The organism is Ideonella alba (assembly GCF_018069845.1).
Taxonomy (GTDB): Bacteria; Pseudomonadota; Gammaproteobacteria; order Burkholderiales; family Burkholderiaceae_C; genus Ideonella; species Ideonella alba.
Genome location: NZ_JAGQDD010000009.1, coordinates 16,427 through 35,581 on the forward strand (window position 1 = coordinate 16,427; position 19,155 = coordinate 35,581).

15 protein-coding genes are annotated in these 19,155 nt (G+C 71.4%); 11 read left to right on the forward strand and 4 right to left on the reverse strand.

Going from position 1 to position 19,155, the window contains the following annotated elements; genetic code table 11:
- The first annotated feature begins 50 nt into the window (after positions 1-50).
- The 3 genes from ppk1 (at position 51) to KAK03_RS13305 (ending at position 4,002) form a co-directional block, all read left to right on the forward strand.
- Positions 51-2,114: a polyphosphate kinase 1 gene (gene ppk1, locus KAK03_RS13295; RefSeq protein WP_210854446.1), complete on the forward strand. Its 2,064-nt coding sequence runs from the start codon at positions 51-53 to the stop codon at positions 2,112-2,114.
- A complete protein-coding gene (locus KAK03_RS13300) occupies positions 2,115-2,600 on the forward strand; it encodes a SixA phosphatase family protein (RefSeq protein WP_210854447.1) in 486 nt (161 codons plus the stop codon).
- A gap of 199 nt (positions 2,601-2,799) precedes the next feature.
- Positions 2,800-4,002, forward strand: a complete 1,203-nt coding sequence (locus KAK03_RS13305; RefSeq protein ID WP_210854448.1) for an ammonium transporter — start codon at positions 2,800-2,802, stop codon at positions 4,000-4,002.
- Here KAK03_RS13305 and KAK03_RS13310 read toward each other — a convergent pair.
- Both KAK03_RS13310 and KAK03_RS13315 read right to left on the reverse strand, forming a co-directional pair.
- Entirely contained in the window at positions 3,992-5,323 is a 1,332-nt protein-coding gene (locus KAK03_RS13310; protein WP_210854449.1) for a sensor histidine kinase, read from the reverse strand. The genes KAK03_RS13305 and KAK03_RS13310 overlap by 11 nt on opposite strands.
- 34 nt (positions 5,324-5,357) lie before the next feature.
- Positions 5,358-5,720: a response regulator transcription factor gene (locus KAK03_RS13315; protein ID WP_210854450.1), complete on the reverse strand. Its 363-nt coding sequence runs from the start codon at positions 5,718-5,720 to the stop codon at positions 5,358-5,360.
- Between the two features lie 238 nt (positions 5,721-5,958).
- Between KAK03_RS13315 and KAK03_RS25410 the strand changes: the two genes are divergently transcribed.
- Positions 5,959-7,443, forward strand: a complete 1,485-nt coding sequence (locus KAK03_RS25410; protein ID WP_210854451.1) for a methyl-accepting chemotaxis protein — start codon at positions 5,959-5,961, stop codon at positions 7,441-7,443.
- A gap of 23 nt (positions 7,444-7,466) precedes the next feature.
- Here the strand turns inward: KAK03_RS25410 and KAK03_RS13325 are convergent, their stop codons facing one another.
- Positions 7,467-9,407: a sigma-54-dependent Fis family transcriptional regulator gene (locus tag KAK03_RS13325; RefSeq protein WP_210854452.1), complete on the reverse strand. Its 1,941-nt coding sequence runs from the start codon at positions 9,405-9,407 to the stop codon at positions 7,467-7,469.
- A 309-nt stretch (positions 9,408-9,716) separates the two neighbouring features.
- Between KAK03_RS13325 and adh the strand changes: the two genes are divergently transcribed.
- The 5 genes from adh (at position 9,717) to KAK03_RS13350 (ending at position 14,990) form a co-directional block, all read left to right on the forward strand.
- Positions 9,717-11,237, forward strand: a complete 1,521-nt coding sequence (gene adh / locus KAK03_RS13330; RefSeq protein ID WP_210854453.1) for an aldehyde dehydrogenase — start codon at positions 9,717-9,719, stop codon at positions 11,235-11,237.
- 105 nt (positions 11,238-11,342) lie between these two features.
- Positions 11,343-11,732 carry a DUF779 domain-containing protein gene (locus tag KAK03_RS13335; protein ID WP_210854454.1) on the forward strand — a complete coding sequence of 130 codons (390 nt, stop codon included), beginning with the start codon at positions 11,343-11,345 and terminating at the stop codon, positions 11,730-11,732.
- 76 nt (positions 11,733-11,808) lie between these two features.
- Entirely contained in the window at positions 11,809-12,222 is a 414-nt protein-coding gene (locus tag KAK03_RS25520; RefSeq protein ID WP_210854455.1) for a PAS domain-containing protein, read from the forward strand.
- 20 nt (positions 12,223-12,242) lie between these two features.
- On the forward strand, positions 12,243-14,225 hold the full coding sequence (locus KAK03_RS13345) for a response regulator (protein ID WP_210854456.1): 1,983 nt from the start codon (positions 12,243-12,245) through the stop codon (positions 14,223-14,225).
- 45 nt (positions 14,226-14,270) lie between these two features.
- On the forward strand, positions 14,271-14,990 hold the full coding sequence (locus KAK03_RS13350) for a riboflavin synthase subunit alpha (protein ID WP_210854457.1): 720 nt from the start codon (positions 14,271-14,273) through the stop codon (positions 14,988-14,990).
- Here KAK03_RS13350 and KAK03_RS13355 read toward each other — a convergent pair.
- Positions 14,980-16,503 (reverse strand): methyl-accepting chemotaxis protein, encoded by a 1,524-nt coding sequence (locus tag KAK03_RS13355; RefSeq protein ID WP_210854458.1) that lies wholly within the window; start codon positions 16,501-16,503, stop codon positions 14,980-14,982. The genes KAK03_RS13350 and KAK03_RS13355 overlap by 11 nt on opposite strands.
- Positions 16,504-16,688: 185 nt before the next feature.
- Between KAK03_RS13355 and KAK03_RS13360 the strand changes: the two genes are divergently transcribed.
- Together KAK03_RS13360 and sbcB are read left to right on the forward strand one after the other, a co-directional pair.
- On the forward strand, positions 16,689-17,558 hold the full coding sequence (locus KAK03_RS13360) for a DNA ligase (protein ID WP_210854459.1): 870 nt from the start codon (positions 16,689-16,691) through the stop codon (positions 17,556-17,558).
- Between the two features lie 163 nt (positions 17,559-17,721).
- Complete coding sequence (gene sbcB / locus KAK03_RS13365; protein WP_210854460.1) at positions 17,722-19,152, forward strand: exodeoxyribonuclease I; 1,431 nt, start codon at positions 17,722-17,724, stop codon at positions 19,150-19,152.
- Positions 19,153-19,155 lie beyond the last annotated feature (3 nt).

Genomic DNA, 19,155 nt, shown 5'->3' on the forward strand with positions numbered 1-19,155 from the left:
GCCGGCCAGCTGTCACGGGAGCGTCACGCGGTCTTCATACACTGCCCGGCATGACCCGTCCGGACCATGCCGTGCCCCTGCTCGACCGCGAGCGCTCCCTGCTGGAGTTCAACCGCCGCGTGCTGGCCCAGGCGCGCCGCCCGGACGTGCCGCTGCTTGAGCGGCTGCGCTACATCACCATCGTCTCGTCCAACCTGGACGAGTTCTTCGAGGTGCGCTTTGCCGACGTGGTCGAGGCCGCGCGCAGCGGCACCAGCGCACCGGGCAGCCTGGCCAGTGTGGCGGCCGAGGCCCATGCGCTGATCGACGAGCAGTACGCGCTGTTCAACGACGAGGTGATGCCGGCGCTGGCCGCCCAGGGCCTGCGCATCGTCAACCATGCCGAGCGTGACCCGGCCCAGCGGCGCTGGGTCGAGCGCTTCTTCGAACGCGAGGTGCGACCGCTGCTGATGCCGGTGGTGCTGGACCCGGCGCATCCGTTTCCGCTGGTGGCCAACAAGTCGCTGAACTTCATCGTCCAGCTCTCGGGCCAGGATGCCTTCGGGCGCGAGAACGCGATCGCCATCGTCAAGGTGCCACGCGTGCTGCCGCGGGTGATCCGCCTGCCGGCGGAGGTGTGCGCACCGGGCCAGCAGGTCTTCGTGATGCTGACCAGCGTGATGCGGGCGCACCTGGAGGCGCTGTTCCCGGGGCGCACGGTGGAGGCCTTCTCGCAGTTCCGAGTCACCCGCGACTCCGACCTGGATGTCGACGAGGAGGACGTGGCCAACCTGCGCCAGGCCCTGCGCTCGGGTTTGAGCACCCGCCATTACGGCGAGGCAATCCGGCTGGAGGTGGTCAACACCTGCCCCGAGGCGCTGTGGCGCCTGCTGCTGGAGCAGTTCGATCTGCCCGATGCCGCCGTCTACCGCGTCAACGGTCCCGTCAACCTGGTGCGCCTGAACCAGCTGATCGACCAGGCCGACGATCCCGGTGGCCTGCGATTTCCGGGTTTCGAGCCACGTTGGCCCGAGCACGGCTGGCCGCGCGGCGAATCGGTGTTCAACCTGCTGCAGCAGCGCGACCTGCTGCTGCACCACCCCTTCGAGAGCTTCGAGCCGGTCGTCGAGTTCCTGCGCCAGGCGGTGCACGACCCCGAGGTGCTGGCGATCCGCCAGACGATCTACCGCACCGGCGACAAGTCGGTGCTGGGCGACCTGCTGGTCGAGGCGGCGCGGCGCGGCAAGGAAGTCACGGCGGTGGTCGAGTTGAAGGCCCGCTTCGATGAAGAGGCCAACATCAACTGGGCCGAGCGCCTGGAGGCCGTGGGCGCCCAGGTGGTGTACGGCGTGGTCGGTCTGAAGACCCACGCCAAGCTGCTGCTGGTGACGCGCCGCGAGACCGACCGCCGCGGTCGCACCCGCCTGCGCGACTACCTGCACCTGTCGACCGGCAACTACAACCCCAAGACCGCGCGCTTCTACACCGACCTGGGCATGCTGACCGCTGACCCGGCGCTGTGCGCCGACGCCGAGGGGGTGTTCCAGCAGATCGCCAGCCAGGCCCGGGTGCGCCCCCCGCGTCAGCTGCTGACGGCCCCCTTCGTGATGCAGGATCGCCTGCTGGGTTGCCTGCGCCGCGTGGCCGATGCTGCCCGCGCCGGCCGGCCCGCCCGCGTGGTGCTCAAGTGCAATGCGCTGACCGACCTGCCGCTGATCGATGCGCTGGTGCGCGCCGCCCAGGCCGGCGCCGAGATCGATCTGGTGGTGCGCGGCGCCTGCATGCTGCCGCCCGGGCTGCCCGGCTGGACCGAGCGGGTGCGGGTGCGCTCGATCGTCGGCCGCTTCCTGGAACATTCACGGATCATCTACCTGCGCTGGGGCGATGCCCCCGACGAGGAGCAGCTGTGGCTGTCCAGCGCCGACTGGATGAACCGCAACATGACCCGCCGCGTGGAAGTGGCCTGGCCGGTGCGCGATCCGGCGCTGCGCCAGCGCGTGATCGACGAGGCCCTGGTGCCCTACCTGCACGATGCGCGGGATGCCTGGCAGCTGCGTTCCGACGGCCGCTATGAGCGGGTCGGCACCGACGGGCCGGGCGCGCAGACCGCTCTGCTGCGCCGCTACGGGGGCTGAATGGACCTGATCCTGTGGCGCCATGCCGAGGCCGAGGAACTGGCCCCCGGCATCGACGACCCGCACCGCGGCCTGACCCCCCGCGGCCTGAAGCAGGCGCGGCGGGCCGCCGAGTGGCTGAACCGGTTCCTGCCAGCCGGCACCCGTGTGCTGAGCAGCCCGGCGCTGCGCTGCCAGCAGACGGCCGCCGCGCTGGAGCGGCGGGTCAAGCTGGTCGAGGCCTTGTCGCCCGAGGGCAGTGTCGAGGGCCTGCTGGCCGCGGCGCGCTGGCCCGAGGCCCGCGAGCCGGTGCTGGTGGTCGGCCATCAACCGACGCTGGGGCTGGTGGCGGCCTACCTGATGACCGGCGCGCGCCTGGGCGCCGACGCCGGCACGCTGCGGCCCTGGGCGGTCAAGAAGGGCAGCGTCTGGTGGCTGCGCCATCGCCCGCGGGAGGAGCGGGGCGAGGTGGTGCTGGTCGCGGTGCGCACGGCCGAAATGATGTGAGCCGGCACTGACCTACATGGCGCACTAAACAGGTGCGAAAGCGCACTGTAGGTGGGCGCATTCGCGCGGCCGTGGTGCGCATCCATGCGCCGCGGCGCGGTGCAACGGGTGCCTGAGTGCACCAACGCGGGCACATCGATTGCTTTCCTGGTGCGGTTTTCGCGCGGCCGTGGTGCGCCGCCCCCACCGGAGAGTCACGATGGATCAGGTCAAGCAGGGCACCGACGCCCTGTTCATTTTGCTCGGCGCCATCATGGTGCTGGCCATGCACGCAGGCTTCGCCTTCCTGGAGCTGGGCACGGTGCGCAAGAAGAACCAGGTCAATGCCCTGGTCAAGATCCTGGTCGACTTTGCCGTCTCGACCATCGCCTACTTCTTTGTGGGCTACACCGTCGCCTATGGCGTCGACTTCTTCAGTGGTGCCGAGACGCTGGCCCAGAAGAACGGCTACGAGCTGGTCAAGTTCTTCTTCCTGCTGACCTTTGCCGCGGCGATTCCGGCCATCGTCTCGGGGGGCATCGCGGAGCGGGCCCGCTTCCAGCCGCAGCTGCTGGCCACGGCGCTGCTGGTGGGCTTCATCTACCCGCTGTTCGAGGGGGTGGTCTGGGGCGGCAAGTTCGAGCTGCAGGCCTGGCTCAAGGGCGTGGCCGGTGCCGAGTTCCATGACTTCGCCGGCTCGGTGGTGGTGCACGCGGTGGGCGGCTGGATCGGCCTGGCCGCGGTGCTGCTGCTGGGCGCGCGGCAGAACCGCTACCGCAAGGACGGCGCGATGAGCGCGCATCCGCCGTCGAGCATTCCCTTCCTGGCGCTGGGCGCCTGGATCCTGGCGGTGGGCTGGTTCGGCTTCAACGTGATGAGCGCGCAGACGATCGACAAGATCTCGGGCCTGGTGGCGGTGAATTCGCTGATGGCCATGGTCGGCGGCACGCTGGTGGCGGTGGTGATGGGCAAGAACGACCCCGGCTTCGCCTACAACGGCCCGCTGGCCGGCCTGGTGGCGGTGTGCGCCGGATCCGACCTGATGCATCCGGCCGGCGCGCTGGTGGTGGGCGGCGTGGCCGGGGCGATCTTCGTCTCGCTGTTCACGCTGACGCAGAACCGCTGGAAGATCGACGACGTGCTGGGCGTCTGGCCGCTGCATGGCCTGTGCGGCGCCTGGGGCGGCATCGCCTGCGGCATCTTCGGTCAGACCGCGCTGGGCGGACTGGGGGGCGTCACGCTCGGCGCGCAGCTGATCGGCACGCTGGCTGGTGTGGCCTGGGCCTTTGCCGGCGGTCTGGTGGTCTATGGCGTGATCAAGGCGGTGCTGGGCCTGCGCCTGAGCCAGGAGGAAGAGTACGAGGGCGCGGATCTGTCGATCCACCGCATCGGCGCCACGCCCGATCGCGAAGTCAGCTGGTGAGTTCGGCGGCCTCGAGGGCCTGAACCGCCGGGGTCTGCGCCGCCCCACAGACGGGCAGCCACACCGAGAAATGGCTGCCCACGCCGGCCTGGCTGCGCAGGTCGATGCGGCCGCCATGGTGCTGCACGATCTCCTGCACGATCGACAGGCCCAGCCCGGCACCGAGCAGATGGCCGGACGGGTCGGCGCGGTAGAAGCGCTCGAAGGCGCGCTGCTGCTGCTCGGCCGTCATGCCAATGCCCTGGTCGCTGACCGTGGCCACCGCCCAGTCCTGGCCGTCCAGGTGCTCGTGGTGCAGCTGCAGCTGCACCGGTGCGGGTGCGATGGAGTACTTCAGGCCATTGGCCAGCAGGTTCACCAGCGCCTGGCGCAGCCGCGAGGCGTCGCCCATGACCCACAGCGCCTGCTCGCCGCAGGCGCACTGGAGCCGCTGGTCCTCGTCGGGCGACTGCGCCGATTCGATGGCCTCGCTGGCGATCTCCCGCAGGTCACAGGGCTGGCGCTGGAAGTCGGCGTCGCCGCGGGCATCCAGGCGCGCCAGGTCCAGCAGCTCGTCGACCAGGTGCTTGAGCACGCCCGCCTGGCGGTGCACGACGCTGCAGACCTGCTGCCGGCGCTCCTCGCTGAGCCGGCCGCTGGCCAGCAGTTCGGAGAAGCCGTAGACGCTGGCCAGCGGGGTGCGCAGCTCGTGCGCAGCGGTGGTCAGGAACTCGCTTTTCAGGCGCTCCACCGCGGTCTCGTGGGTGATGTCGCGGAAGTAGTAGACCCGCTGACTGCGGTCCTCGCGCGAGGTGCGCAGCAGGGTGCGCAGCGGCGGCCCGGCCAGCTCGATGCGGGCGTCGCCGTCCAGCAGCGGCGGCATCGGGCGCTCGTCGCTGGCCAGTCCGGCCAGCCATTCGTCGGTGGCGGCCTCGCTCAGGCCCAGCAGTTCCTGCGGCCGCAGGCCGAACAGTTCGCTGAAGGCCGGATTGGTGAAGACCAGGCGCAGCTGCCCGTCGGTGTCGCGCTCGAACACCAGGACGGCGTCGGGCGACAGGCCACTGACCGCGTCCAGCCAGCGGGTGCGCGCGGCCACCTCGTCGCCGCGGTCGGCGGTGGACCGCTCGGCATGCCAGCGCAGGCTGGATTGCCGCCACAGCAGCAGGGCCAGCAGGCCCGCGGCCGGCAGGGCCAGATGATCGGACAGGCCGGCAGCCAGCACCAGGCCGATCACGGCCGCAGCGGTCAGCCAGGGCCGCCCCAGCCCGCGCGCCAGCGCGCCGTCCGGTGCACCGACGACTCTTGGCGTGCGACGACGGCGGTGGTGTTCGATGACTTCCACGCAATGCTTCCCGCAGTTCGGTGGGCCGGTGGTGTCAGAGGCTGCGCCGCACGACCTGCAGCAACTGGCGCGGGCTGAACGGCTTGACCAGGTAGTCGTCGGCACCGGCGCGCAACCCGGCCTGGCGGTCGGCGGCACCACTGCGCGCCGACAGCATCACGATGCGGGTGCGCTTGTGCGCCGCATCGCCCTTGAGCTTCTGGCACACGCCGATGCCGTCGATCGAGCCCGGCATCATCACGTCCAGCAGCAGCAGGTCGGGCTGCAGCTGGCGGGTCATCTGCAGCGCGGACTCGCCATCCTCGGCCTCGTGGATTTCGAAGTCGCTGGCTTCCAGGCTCATGCGGATCAGTTCGCGGATGTCGGGCTGGTCCTCGACGATCAGGATGCGCTTCATGGGTGGGGTCCTCAATGCAGGCGTTGGCCGTGTCTGTCATTCACCCGGGCGTGGCGCGTACCCGCCACCAGGGTGCCTGAGCGGACTCTAGGGCGCTTGCGGCACGCCGAAGCCCGCATATACGGCCCCACAGCGGTGCATATCGCCAGACGCTGGGTCGCGGGATCCCCGTAAGCTGCCCCCCATTCCTCAACCCTGACCCAGCCGCGCCCGTCGCGGCGGCTGGACCTGTTCCGAGATGCCAAGCTCCAACGCTTCCTTCCTGCCCGGCCTCGCCGTCCTGGCCTTGCTGGCGCTGCTGGGCGTTCATGCCACGCCCGGCGACGCGGTCTGGCTGGGTCCCATGGTCGGTGTCGCCCTGGGCATCGTGTGGTGGGCCTGGCGCCGCTGGCGTCGCCTGGACACGGTGGCGGTCGGCATGGCGCAGGTGCTGATGGCCGTGGCCTGGCAGGCGCTGGGCCCCGACATGGCCCAGGGCGCGCTGGTGTCGATGCTGGCGCTGAGCCTGCTGCCGCCGCTGCGCAGCCTGCCACTGCTGGTGGCGGCCACCGTGGCGCTGGTGGCCACGCCGCTGCTGCTCTCGCTCAGCGGCCTGGTTGCGATGCCGCTGCAGCCCTTGCCGCTGCTGCTGGTGCTGGTGCAGGGGGCGCTGCTGTCGACCCGTACCTTGCACCTGGGCCGCCAGTTCGCCGAGAACGCCGATGTCACCTTCCTGGTCCGGGCGATGGGCCAGCAGGGGCCGATCCGCCTGAACCTCAGCGCGGTGCGCGCCGAGTCGACGCTGGGCAAGCGCCTGCGGGACCTGCAGGACCGCATGGCCGGCGCGCTGCGCGAGGCCCGGACCGCGTCGTCCGAGGTGCAATCGGCCTCGGCCGAACTGGCCCAGGAATCCCACCAGCTGACGGCGCGCACTGAGCGCGGCGCGGCCGGGCTGCGCGACGCCGTCATGACGCTCGAGCAGATCAGCGTGATCGTCAAGAGCAGCGCCGATGCCGCGATGGAAGCGCGCAGCACCGCCGAGCATGCCTCCAAGCAGGCCGAACACGGTGCCGAGCTGTTCGGGCGCGTGGTCCACACGATGCGCGACATCGACGCCTCCTCGCGCGAGATCGCCGAGATCATCAGCGTCATCGATGGCATCGCCTTCCAGACCAACATCCTGGCCCTGAATGCCGCGGTCGAAGCGGCGCGTGCGGGCGAGCAGGGCCGCGGATTCGCGGTGGTGGCGGCCGAGGTGCGCTCGCTGGCGCTGCGCTCGGCGTCCAGCGCATCGCAGATCAAAGGACTGATCCAGCGCTCCAACGAGACGGTGCGCCAGGGCTCGGACCTGGTCGATGCCGCGGGAACGGCGATGGGCGAGATCGTGCGCTCGGTGCGCAACGTGGGCGAGGTTTTCGCCACGCTGTCGGCCGACACCAGCGAGCACGCCGGCAGCATCGAGACGGTCACGGGCGCAGTGCGCGAGGTGGACGAGCTGACGCGCGACAACGCCGCGATGGCCGCTTCGCTGGGGCGCATCGCCGGCGCGCTGCACAACCGCGGTCAGCAGCTCGAATCGGTGCTGGGCGCCTTCCGGCTGGGCGATGGCGACGCGCCGCCGTCGACGGCACCGGTCTCGGCAGGGGCACCGATGGCCTCGGCACCGGCGGCGAACCTGTCGCCATCCGCGGCCTCGTCCGCACCGGCCGCCGACGCCACCGCCGACGCCGTCGAGTACTTCTGAGCGCCGCTGCTGGCGCGACCCGCTCAGTGGCCGCTCTGGCGCAGACGCCGGTAGAGCGTGTTGCGGCTCACGCCCAGACGGCGCGCCGCTTCCGACACATTGCCCCGGGCCAGGGCCATCGCCGCCTCGACCTGCTGGCGCTCCAGTTCGCGCAGCGTGCCTTCGGCCGCCGCAGCGCCTGGCGCTGAGGCCGTGCGTTCGCGCAGCTGGCGCAGGTCCTCGGCCAGATCGTCGGGCAGATGCTCCCAGCCGATCTCGTCCTCGCGCTCGTCCATCAGGGCGCAGGCGGTGCGCAGCGCATTCGCCAGCTGGCGCAGGTTGCCGGGCCAGGCGTAGCGGGCCGCCAGCGTGGCCAGCTCGGGTGAGAGCACGGTGGCCAGGCCGGGACGGATCTCGCCCAGCAGGCGCCGCACCAACTCGGCCAGGTCCTGGCGGTCGCGCAGTGCTGGCAATTGCAAGGCCAGGCCATTGATGCGGTAGTACAGGTCCTCGCGGAAGCGGCCGGCCTTCATGTCCTCGCGCAGCGGCCGGTGGGTCGCACACATCAGCTGGATGTTCACCGGAACCGGTTTGCCGCCACCCAGCGGTGTCACCTGGCGCTCCTGCAGCACGCGCAGCAGGCGGCCCTGCATCGCCAGCGGCATGTCGCCGATCTCGTCCAGGAAGAGCGTGCCGCCATCGGCTTCGCGGATGCGGCCGGGAGCGCCGTCACGGTGGGCGCCGGTGAAGGCGCCGGGGCGGTAGCCGAACAGCTCGGCCTCGATCAGGGTGTCGGGCAAGGCCGCGCAGTTCACCGCCACGAAGGCCTGCTCGCGCCGCGGGCCGCTGGCATGCACGGCCCGGGCAAAGACCTCCTTGCCGACGCCCGATTCGCCCAGCAGCAGCAGCGCGATCGGCTTGCCCTGCACGCGCCGCGCACGTTCCAGCGCCGCGCGCAGCGCGCTGTCGCCGGTGTCCAGCGCGGCCAGGGCATCGGCCGCCGGGGGCAGCGCGGGTGCCGGCACGGGCGTGCGCAGCGAGGCCACGGTCTGCCGATCGGCTTCGGCGATCCACCACAGGCTGCGGCCATCGCGGGTCTGCGTGGCCTGTGGCTGGCGCAGGCCGCGGTGGGCGCTGGCCAGCAGCTGCAGCGTGTCCAGCGCCAGCAGGTCGGGCAGGCGACGGGCGGCCACATCGGCCCAGCCCAGGCCCAGCAGCTTCAGCGCGGTGTCGTTGGCGCCGACCAGCCAGCCGTCTTCGCTGAGTGCCAGCAGGCCCTCGGTCAGCGAGCCCAGGCCGTCGCGCTGGGCGTGCAGGCGCAGGCGCAGGCCCTGGCCGTGGCGCGACTGGAAGAGCCCGTGCTCGATCATGCGCACCGCCGAGCGCACCAGGCCCAGTGTGTGGCGGTGAAAACCGCGGTGGTCGCCCGACAGGTCCAGGGCGCCCAGCACCCGGCCGGTGGGGTCGTGGATCGGCGCGGCGGCGCAGGTCAGGAAGCCGTTGCGCTCCAGGTAGTGTTCGCCGGCATGCACCGACACCGGCTGCGCCTCCTGCAGCGCCGTACCGATCGCGTTGGTGCCGCGCCAGCGCTCGTGCCAGTTGGCGCCGGGGCGCAGCGCCACGCGCTCGGCGCGGTCGATGAAGTGGTCGTCGCCCAGCGCGTGCAGCAGCATGCCCTGGGCGTCGGCCAGGATGACCATGCTGTCGGTGTCGCGGGTCTGCTCGTGCAGGAACTCCATCACCGGGCGGGCGTGCGACAGCAGGTCGCGCTGCAGCTCCAGGGCCCGCGCCAGCTGGGCCGCAGAGGCGTGCGGCGTGCCGGGCGTGCGGCCGTCCGGCTGCAGGCCGGCGCTGGCGCAGCGCTGCCAGCTGCGCGCCAGCAGGGGTCCCAGCAGTTCGGTCGAAACCTCGCCGGAGTTGTTCAGCTGCCTTCGGGCCTCGCGCACATCGGCAGGGGGCAGGACGGGGGTGAGGGCGTGGTGCATGGTTCAGCCAAGGAACAGTCGCATCGACCTATGCAAACTCGTGCATGAGGGTGATCACCAGGGTTGGCGGCGGGGGGGGCCCATCTGGAGACGGTTTGTGCAGGATCTGCGGGGTCATCTGCGTCGTGTCGGAACAGGTGCGCCGGTGATCAGCCGGTGCTGCACAACGCGGTGCAGATTCCGGGCCCGCTTTGGACGGCGAAGGCGCGATTCCTGGCGGAACTTGCGCTGGCACAAACGCTGCGATGCGGCCGCCGCGCTGCGCAGTGAACGGTTCACGGCGCCGCAAGCCACCACAGGAGACACCCCATGCTGTATGCCCTTCCCGGCACTGCCGGCGCCCCGGTCCAGTACAAGGCCCGCTACGACAACTTCATCGGCGGCAAGTTCGTCGCGCCGCAGGGCGGCCAGTACTTCGATGTGATCACGCCGATCAACGGCAAGGTCTACACCCAGGCCGCCCGCTCCACCGAGGCCGACATCGAGCTGGCCCTGGACGCCGCCCACAAGGCCAAGGACGCCTGGGGCAAGACCAGCCCGGCCGAGCGCGCCAACATCCTGCTGAAGATCGCCGACCGCCTGGAAGCCAACCTGGAGAAGCTGGCCTACGCCGAAACCGTGGACAACGGCAAGCCGATCCGCGAGACCCTGGCCGCCGACATCCCGCTGAGCGTGGACCACTTCCGCTACTTCGCCGGCTGCGTGCGGGCCCAGGAAGGCGCGATCAGCGAGATCGACGAGAACACGGTGGCCTACCACCTGCACGAGCCGCTGGGCGTGGTCGGCCAGATCATTCCCTGGAACTTCCCGATCCTGATGGCCGCCTGGAAGCTGGCCCCCGCGCTGGGTGCCGGCAACTGCGTGGTGCTCAAGCCCGCCGAGAGCACCCCGGTGTCGATCCTGGTGCTGGCCGAGCTGATCGCCGACCTGCTGCCCCCGGGCGTGCTGAACATCGTCAACGGCTTTGGTCGCGAGGCCGGCATGCCGCTGGCCACCAGCAAGCGCATCGCCAAGATCGCCTTCACCGGCTCCACCGCCACCGGCAAGATCATCGGCCAGGCTGCGGCCGCCAACCTGATCCCCGCCACGCTGGAGCTGGGCGGCAAGAGCCCCAACATCTTCTTCGAGGATGTGGCCGATGCCGACGACGCCTTCTTCGACAAGGCGATCGAGGGCCTGGTGCTGTTCGCCTTCAACCAGGGCGAGGTCTGCACCTGCCCGTCGCGCGCGCTGATCCAGGAATCGATCTACGACAAGTTCATGGCCCGCGTGCTGCCGCGCGTGGCGGCCATCAAGCAGGGCAGCCCGCTGGACACCGACACCATGATCGGCGCCCAGGCCTCGGCCATGCAGATGGACAAGATCCAGTCCTACCTGGAGATCGGCAAGCAGGAGGGCGCCCAGGTCCTGATCGGCGGCAGCGCGGCCCAGCTGGGTGGCGACCTGTCGGGCGGCTACTACATCCAGCCGACGCTGTTCAAGGGCCACAACAACATGCGCGTGTTCCGCGAGGAGATCTTCGGTCCGGTGCTGGCCGTGACCACCTTCAAGGACGAGGCCGAGGCGCTGGCCATTGCCAACGACACCCCCTACGGCCTGGGCGCCGGCGTCTGGAGCCGTGACGGCAACCGTGCCTACCGCATGGGCCGCGGCATCCAGGCCGGCCGCGTGTGGACCAACTGCTACCACGCCTACCCGGCGCACGCCGCCTTCGGTGGCTACAAGGAGTCGGGCATCGGCCGCGAGACGCACAAGGTCATGCTGGACCACTACCAGCAGACCAAGAACCTGCTGGTCAGCTACAGCCCGCACAAGCTGGGCTTCTTCTGAGCCGGCCTGTTTCTTCGTGATCGGGACGCCTGTGGGCCTGGTCGGCCCCGGGCGATCTTGGCAGGGCAGCCTCCGGGCTGCCCTTTTTTCATCCAGGAGCACACGATGGACCCGGTTCAGCGCGTGGTGGCCACCGATGCCGCCCGAGACCTGCTGCAGCGGCTGCGCCAGCGCCACGGCGCGATCTTCCTCTACCAGTCGCACGGCTGCTGCGACGGCTCGACCCCGATGGCCTTCCAGCCCGGCGAGATGCGCCTCACGCCGGATGACCTGCACTACGGCGAGATCGACGGCGTGACGATGTGGGTGGGCCGCACCCAGGCCGACTACATGCAGGGCACGCAGCTGATCCTGGATGTCGGGCAGGGCAGCCTGGGCAGCTTCTCGCTGGAGGATGCTGAGGGACTGCACTTCAAGGCCCGCACGCGGCTGTGGACCGACGCCGAGGCCGCCTGGCTGGCCGCGCACCCGCTGCCGGGGCTGGCGACGGGCTGAGACTCGCCAGCGGCGCCGTGCTGCGGCATCATCGGGCCGGTCCGCCGCACCGATGCCGTACCGAGAGGGGCTGCCGATGGAGAGCACACCGAGCGAGCGACGCTCCGAGACCGACGCCGAGCCAGGGCGCTTTCGCCGCCTGATCGAGGCCGCGCCCGTGGCCATCGGCGTGTCCGCCGGCGAGCGGGTCGTCTATGGCAACCCCGCCTTTCGCCGCCTGTTCGGCCTGGCCGATGGGGTGGCGATCGAATCACTGCAGGTGCCCGACCTGATCGCGCCGTCGGCCCGCCCGGAGATGGCCCGCCGCAGCGCCAGGCCGGCCTGGCGGTCGAGGACGGCTACGAGACCATCGGCCGGCGCCTGGACGGCAGCGAGTTCGAGTGCCACATCTCGGTCACCGACGTACCCTTCCGCTCGGAGCAGGAGACGCTGGTCTTCGTCGAGGACATCTCGGCCCGCCGCCGCGCCGAGCGCGAGCTGCGGGCCCTGAACCAGGGCCTGGAGCAGCGGGTGGCTGACCGCACGCTGGAGCTGGAGGCGAGCAACGAGGCGCTGCTGCTGGCGCGCGACGAGGCCCACGCGGCCGGTCGCGCCAAGGCTGACTTCCTCGCCCACATGAGTCACGAAATCCGCACGCCCATGAACGCCATCATCGGCCTGTCGGGCCTGGCGCTGCGCGATGAGCAGCTCGGCCCGCGCAGCCGCGAGTACCTGCAGCACATCCAGTCGGCGGCGCAGTCGCTGCTGGGCATCCTCAACGACGTGCTGGACTTCTCCAAGATCGAGGCCGGCAAGCTGCAGATCGAGCACGAGCCCTTCGTGCTGCAGGAGGTGCTCGACCGGGTCACGTCCATCGTCGGCCACGGGGCCTCGGACAAGGGCCTGGACTTCCTGCTGCACACCGCGCCCGATGTGCCGCGCGAGCTGGTCGGCGATGCGTTGCGCCTGGGCCAGGTGCTGCTCAACCTGTGCGGCAACGCAGTCAAGTTCACCGAGCGCGGCGAGATCGTCGTCGTCACCGTCAAGGCCGAGGCCCAGGACGGCGACGGCTGGCGCCTGCGCTTCAGCGTGCGCGACACCGGCGCCGGCATGGACGCCGAACAGCAGGCCCGCCTGTTCCAGCCCTTCGAGCAGCTCGACGCCTCCACCACGCGGCGCCATGGCGGCACCGGCCTGGGCCTGGCGATCAGCCGCCAGCTGGTGGAGCGCATGGGCGGCTCGATCTCGGTGCGCAGCGAGCCGGGGCGGGGCAGCGAGTTCACCGTGCTGCTGCCCTTCGGTCGTGTGCCCGGCGCAGCGTCCGAGCCGGCCTGGCCGCAGGCGGGCCAGGGCCGCCAGGTGCTGGTGCTGGATGACAGCGCCGCCGCGCGCGCCATCCTGGCCGACCTGCTGGGCGCCATGGGCTGCGGCGTCAGCCAGGCGGGCACGGTCGACGAGGCCCGGTCCCTGCTGGCCGGGCACCCCCACGACCTGGCCTTGATCGACTGGCGCATGCCCGGCATCGACGGGTTCGAGGCCGCAGAGCGCCTGCGCCAGCACCTGGGCACCGCCTGCCCGCCGCTGGTGATGGTCACGGCCTATGGCGACCAGGGCGTGGCCGCGCGTGCGCGCGAGGCCGGCTTCAGCGGCTACCTGGCCAAGCCGGTGACGCCCGAGACCCTGTTGCCCCTGCTGCAGCAGCGCGCCACGGTGGTGCTGCGCCCCGCGGCGGCCCCGCCGCCCGAGCTGGCCTGGCTGCGCGGCCGCCATCTGCTGCTGGCCGAGGACAACGCGCTCAACCGCCTGGTGGCCGCCGACCTGTTGTGCGACGTGGCCGGCGCGCGGGTGGACATGGCCGTCGACGGCGAGCAGGCGCTGGCGGCCGCGCTGGCGGGCACGCACGATTTGGTGCTGCTGGATGTGCAGATGCCTGGCCTGGACGGCCACGAGGTGGCGCGCCGGCTGCGCGCGGCCTGGGGGCCGGGCCGGCCGATCCTGGCCATGACCGCCCATGCGATGGCGCGCGACCGCGAGCTGTGTCTGCTGGCCGGCATGGACGACGTCATCGTCAAACCCTACGAGCCGGTGCAGTTGTTCCGCACGCTGGCCCACTGGCTGGGCTGGCGGGCCGACGACGCGGCCGCCCCGCAGGCGCTGCCCGCGGTCACCGGTGGCGTGGATTTCGGCCTGGGTCTGCAGCGCTGCATGGGGCGCGAGGACCTGCAGCGCCGTCTGCTGCAGGCCTTCGCCCAGGCCCATGCCGGGGACCGCGAGCAGTTGCTCGAGGCGCTGGCGCGCGGTGAACTCGACCGTGTCGGCCGGCTGGCCCACACCGCCATGTCGGCAGCCGGTGCCATCGGGGCGCTGCGCCTGCAACAGCAGGCCGTGGTGCTGGAGGCGGCGGCGCGCAGCGGCGATCTCACCGCCAGCGCGCGCCTGGCCAGCGCCTACCTCGTCGCCTGGGAGGAGGCGCTGCAAGCCGTGCGTCGCTGGACCGCCCGGCAGGCCGTCTGAACAGCGGCGACAATCGGACCCCCATCGGTTCTCCATCTCCCCACCATGTTCACCGGGATCGTCCAGGGCGTCGCCACTGTCGAGCGCATCATCGACCGACCGGGCCTGCGCAGCTTCACGCTGCGTTTCCCGCCGGGCTTTGCCCAGGGCCTGGCCATCGGTGCCAGCGTCAGCACCGACGGCGTCTGCCTGACCGTCACCGCACTGCATGGCGATGACGCTGCGGACTTCGACGTGATGCTGCAAAGCCTCAACCTGACCTCGCTGGGCGGGCTGGTCGAGGGCAGCCGCGTCAACGTCGAGCGCGCTGCCAGGGACGGTGCCGAAATCGGCGGTCATCCGCTCTCGGGCCACATCGACTTCACCGCCCAGGTGGTCGAGGTGCGCCGCCCCGAGAACAACCAGGTGCTGCGCATCCAGGTGCCCCCGCCGTGGATGCGCTACGTGTTCGCCAAGGGCTACATCGCCATCAACGGCGCCAGCCTGACCGTGGCCGAGGCCGACCGCCAGGCGGGCTGGTTCGAGGTCTGGCTGATCCCTGAGACCCTGCGCATGACCACCTTCGCCGAGAAGGGCCCGGGCGACCGGCTCAACATCGAGATCGAGCGCCAGACCCAGGTCTTCGTCGACACCGTGCGCGACACCCTGGATGAGCGCCTGGGGCCGCTGATGCCGCTGCTGGAGCAGTTCCTGGCCGAGAAGGGCCTGGGCACCGAGTTGCTGGCGGGTGCCGCGCCGCGCCTGGGCGGTCCGGTCAAGTCCTGAAGGTGGACACCCGTTCCACCAGCGCCGTGGCCTGACGGCTCAGGCTCTCGGAGGCGGCACTGGTCTGCTCGACCAGCGCCGCGTTCTGCTGGGTGTGGCCATCCATGCGCGCCACCGCCTGGCCCATCGCGCCCACGCCGGCGCTCTGTTCGTCGCTGGCCTGGCTGATCTCGCGGATGATCTGGTCGACCCGGCCGATGGCCGTCACGACCTCCTGCATCGTGTGCCCGGCCAGACCGGCCAGTTCATTGCCCTGGCCCACGCGTTCGACGCTGGCCTGGATCAGCGACTTGATCTCGCGCGCCGCATCGGCGCTGCGCTGTGCCAGGCTGCGCACCTCCGAGGCCACCACCGCGAAGCCGCGGCCGGATTCACCGGCACGGGCCGCCTCGACCGCGGCATTGAGCGCCAGGATGTTGGTCTGGAAGGCGATGCCGTCGATCACGCCGATGATGTCGGCAATGCGCTTGGCGCTGTCGTCGATCGCGCGCATGGTGCTCACCATGTCGTGCACCACCTGACCGCCGCGCTGGGCCACCTCGCTGGCGGTGGCGGCCAGGCCGGTGGCCTGGCGCGCGTTGTCGGCGTTGCGGCGCACCGTGTCGCCGAGGTCGCTCATCGAGCTGGCCGCCATCTGCAGTTCTGAAGCCTGGCGCTCGGTGCGGCCGGCGAGGTCACCGTTGCCCTGGGCGATCTGGCCGCTGGCGGCTGCCACGCTCTCGGCGCCAGCGCGCACCTGGCTGACCAGGTCGCGCAGGTGCGCCTGCATCTCCGACAACGCCTGCAGCAGCCGGGCCGGCTCGTCGCTGCCGCGTGCGTCAATGGCCTGGCGCAGGTCACCGGCGGCCACGCGGCGCGCGGCATCGATCGCCGCCTGCAGCGAGGCCGACACCTGGCGGCTGATCACCACTGCGATGCCGATGCCGGCCAGCATCGCCGCCAGCATCAGGCCGACGCTCCAGCCGATCGCCTGCCGACCGGCGGCCGCGGCCTGCGCGGCCACGGCCGCACTGCGCTCGGTGATCGATGTCTGCAGCTTGTTCAGCAACTGCGCCGGCTCGCGGTCGATGCCGCGCACGGCCAGGTCGCCGACCGAGGATTCCATGCCACTGCCCTTGAACTTCTCCAGGCCGCCGCGGTAGGCCTGCGCCATCTTGGCGTGGGCGGCCAGGAAGGCATCGACCAGGGCCTGTTCCCCCGCATCGTCCAGGTGCAGGCGCAACGCGCGGGCGTTGTCGTCCACCAGCTTTTCCTCTTTCTCGAAGGCCTTCCAGTGCTTGTCGAGCAGCGCCGTGTCCGAGCCGCGCAACAGCACGTTCTTCCACTCCTGGACCTGCGTCTTGAAGTGCGATTCCAGGTCGTCGGCGGCGCGCACGTCGGCATGGCGGCCCTGCACCTCGACCTCGAACACAGTCATGCTGCGCTGGGCCTGCCACAGTCCGCCGCCGCCGGCCAGCAGTGTCAGCGCCAGCACGGCGGCGAAGGCGAGGGGGAGCTTGATGCGGATGTCCATGTCTGGCGGCCTCGGGAAGCGGGGTCGGATCTTCGAAGCCGCCATGCTGAAGGGACGGCGCCGACGCAAAACCGCGAAATCAGCGGTCGCCCACCGGCAATTTCCGGACAGGCACCGATTGCGGGCATCCACCTCCCCCATCAGCGGGTAGCGCGCACGCGCGTGGTGCATTTATCGTGGGTGACATGCCCGTTGACCTGTCTGCGGCCCCGGTCGCTGCCCATGCCCCCAGCGCTGCCCTCGCCGCCAGTGCCGTCACGGCCGCCCAGGTGGCGCAGCCACAGGCGCCGCCCGCACTGCTGCTGGCCCGAGACGCGCCGGCCCGTCCAGACCCGACCGGCTGGCTGGTCAGCGAGAAATACGACGGTGTGCGTGCGCTGTGGGACGGCACCCGCCTGCGCAGCCGCAGCGGCCGCCAGCTCCCTGCGCCGCCGGGCTTTCTGGCCCGCCTGCCGGCCCAGGCGCTGGACGGCGAGTTGTGGCTGGGCCGCGGCCGCTTCCAGGCCATGTCGGCGCTGGTCCACCGCGCCGACGCCTCGGAGGCCGACTGGGCGCCCGTGCGTTTCATGGTGTTCGAGCTGCCAGGCGGCGGCGGCAGCTTCGCCGAGCGCGTGGCCCAGTTGCAGCGCCTCGCCGCGGCCGATGGCGTCTGGCAGGTGGCGCCGCAACGCCGCCTGCCCGATGCCCAGGCCCTGGCCGCCTGGCTGCAGGAGGTGGTGGCGGGCGGCGGCGAGGGCCTGATGCTGCACCGTGCCGACAGCCCCTGGCACACCGGCCGCAGCGATGCGCTGCTCAAGCTCAAGCCCCAGCCCGACGACGAAGCGGTGGTCATCGGCCTGGTTCCGGGTCGCGGTCGCCTCTCCGGCCTGGTGGGCGCGCTGACGGTGCGCGACGCGCAGGGACGCGTGTTCCGCATCGGCAGCGGCCTGTCCGACGCCCAGCGTCGCCAGCCGCCGCCGCTGGGCAGCCGTGTGGCCTTCCACCACCGGGGCCGCACCTCGACCGGGCTGCCTCGCCACGCCAGCTTCTGGCGCCTGCTGGGGGCGGGCGATTGAAGCGGCGCCAGCCAGGCCTTGATGCACGGCGCCCTGCACGGCGCCCTGCACGGCAAGGTGTACGGCACGCTGCCCGGCGCGCCGCCAGGCTGGCCCAGCGGGGCGTCAGCGTGCCCCCGCCCGGCCGGCCCGCGCCGGCGCCGTGCGCTGCTATCGTGGCGCCATGAGCGACCTCAGCTTCTTCTGGCACGACTACGAGACCTTCGGCCGCGTGCCGCGCCGTGACCGTCCTGCGCAGTTCGCCGGCGTGCGCACCGATGCCGACCTGAACGAGGTCGGCGAGCCGGTGATGGTCTATTGCCAACCCGCGCTGGACAGCCTGCCCGACCCTGAAAGCTGTCTGCTGACCGGCATCCTGCCGCAGCACTGCGCCGAACTGGGCCTGCCGGAGAACGACTTTGCCAGCCGCATCCATGAGGTGCTGTCCCAGCCCGGCACCGTGGGCGTGGGCTACAACTCGATCCGCTTTGACGACGAGGTCACCCGCCACCTGTTCTGGCGCAACCTGATCGACCCCTACGCCCGCGAGTACAAGAACGACTGCGGCCGCTGGGACCTGCTGGACACCGTGCGCTGCCTCTACGCGCTGCGCCCCGATGGCCTGCAGTGGCCCACCCACGAGGACGGCCGGCCCTCGTTCAAGCTGGAGCACCTGAGCGCCGCCAACGGCCTGCTGCACGAGGCCGCCCACGATGCGCTGTCCGATGTGCGCGCCACGATCGCGCTGGCCCGCCTGATCCGCCAGGCCAACCCGCGCCTGTGGGATTTCTGCCTGCGCCTGCGCCACAAGCAGGCGGTGTGGGACGAGATCGGCGTGGGCAAGCCCTTCCTGCATGTCTCGGGCATGTACGGCCCTGAGCGCGGCTGCCTGGCGCTGGTCTACCCGCTGGGCCTGCACCCCACCAACCGCAACGAGCTGCTGGTCTGGGACTGCGCGCAGGACCCGTCGGTGCTGGCCGACCTGGACGCTGCCGCGCTGCGCCAGCGGATGTTCACCCGCAGCGCCGACCTGCCCGAGGGCGTCGAGCGTCTGCCGCTCAAGACCATCCACGTCAACAAGTCGCCGGTCGTGATCGGCAACATCAGGACCTTGCAATCCGCCCAGGCCGAGCGCTGGGGCCTGGACGTGGCGGCGGCACTGCAGTACGCCGAGCGCGCCAAGGCCCTGGTCGAGCCCCTGTCGCGCCGCTGGCCCGAGGTGTTCGCCCGCCCGGCACCCGAGCGCGCCCCCGATGTCGACGAAGACCTCTACGGTGGCTTCCTCTCGCCCACTGACCGAAAACGCCTGGACGGCCTGCGCCGTGCCCCCGAGCCGGCCGCCCTGCGCCGGGCCAGCTTCGACGATCCGCGCCTGGCCGAGCTGGTCTTCCGCTGGCGCGCCCGCAACTTTCCCCAGATGCTGGATGAGGCCGAGCAGGCCCGCTGGCTGCAGTGGCGTGCCGCGGCGCTGCACGACGGTGCCGCCGGCGGCCTGACGCTGGCCGCCTTCAGCGAGCGCATCGACCACCTGGTCGAGACCGCCGACGAGCGCGGCCAGGCCCTGCTGGAAGCCCTGGTCGACTGGGCCGAACAGATCGCCCCGCCGCCGCCCTGAGGG

Excerpts from the sequence above, each read along its gene's own strand:
- KAK03_RS13325 (WP_210854452.1), bottom strand. The coding sequence starts at position 9,407 with ATGCACCACGCCCTCACCCCCGTCCTGCCCCCTGCCGATGTGCGCGAG.
- adh (WP_210854453.1), top strand. The coding sequence starts at position 9,717 with ATGCTGTATGCCCTTCCCGGCACTGCCGGCGCCCCGGTCCAGTACAAG.
- KAK03_RS13335 (WP_210854454.1), top strand. The coding sequence starts at position 11,343 with ATGGACCCGGTTCAGCGCGTGGTGGCCACCGATGCCGCCCGAGACCTG.
- KAK03_RS13350 (WP_210854457.1), top strand. The coding sequence starts at position 14,271 with ATGTTCACCGGGATCGTCCAGGGCGTCGCCACTGTCGAGCGCATCATC.
- KAK03_RS13315 (WP_210854450.1), bottom strand. The coding sequence starts at position 5,720 with ATGAAGCGCATCCTGATCGTCGAGGACCAGCCCGACATCCGCGAACTG.
- KAK03_RS13305 (WP_210854448.1), top strand. The coding sequence starts at position 2,800 with ATGGATCAGGTCAAGCAGGGCACCGACGCCCTGTTCATTTTGCTCGGC.
- sbcB (WP_210854460.1), top strand. The coding sequence starts at position 17,722 with ATGAGCGACCTCAGCTTCTTCTGGCACGACTACGAGACCTTCGGCCGC.
- ppk1 (WP_210854446.1), top strand. The coding sequence starts at position 51 with ATGACCCGTCCGGACCATGCCGTGCCCCTGCTCGACCGCGAGCGCTCC.
- KAK03_RS25520 (WP_210854455.1), top strand. The coding sequence starts at position 11,809 with ATGGAGAGCACACCGAGCGAGCGACGCTCCGAGACCGACGCCGAGCCA.
- KAK03_RS13355 (WP_210854458.1), bottom strand. The coding sequence starts at position 16,503 with ATGGACATCCGCATCAAGCTCCCCCTCGCCTTCGCCGCCGTGCTGGCG.
- KAK03_RS25410 (WP_210854451.1), top strand. The coding sequence starts at position 5,959 with ATGCCAAGCTCCAACGCTTCCTTCCTGCCCGGCCTCGCCGTCCTGGCC.
- KAK03_RS13360 (WP_210854459.1), top strand. The coding sequence starts at position 16,689 with ATGCCCGTTGACCTGTCTGCGGCCCCGGTCGCTGCCCATGCCCCCAGC.
- KAK03_RS13300 (WP_210854447.1), top strand. The coding sequence starts at position 2,115 with ATGGACCTGATCCTGTGGCGCCATGCCGAGGCCGAGGAACTGGCCCCC.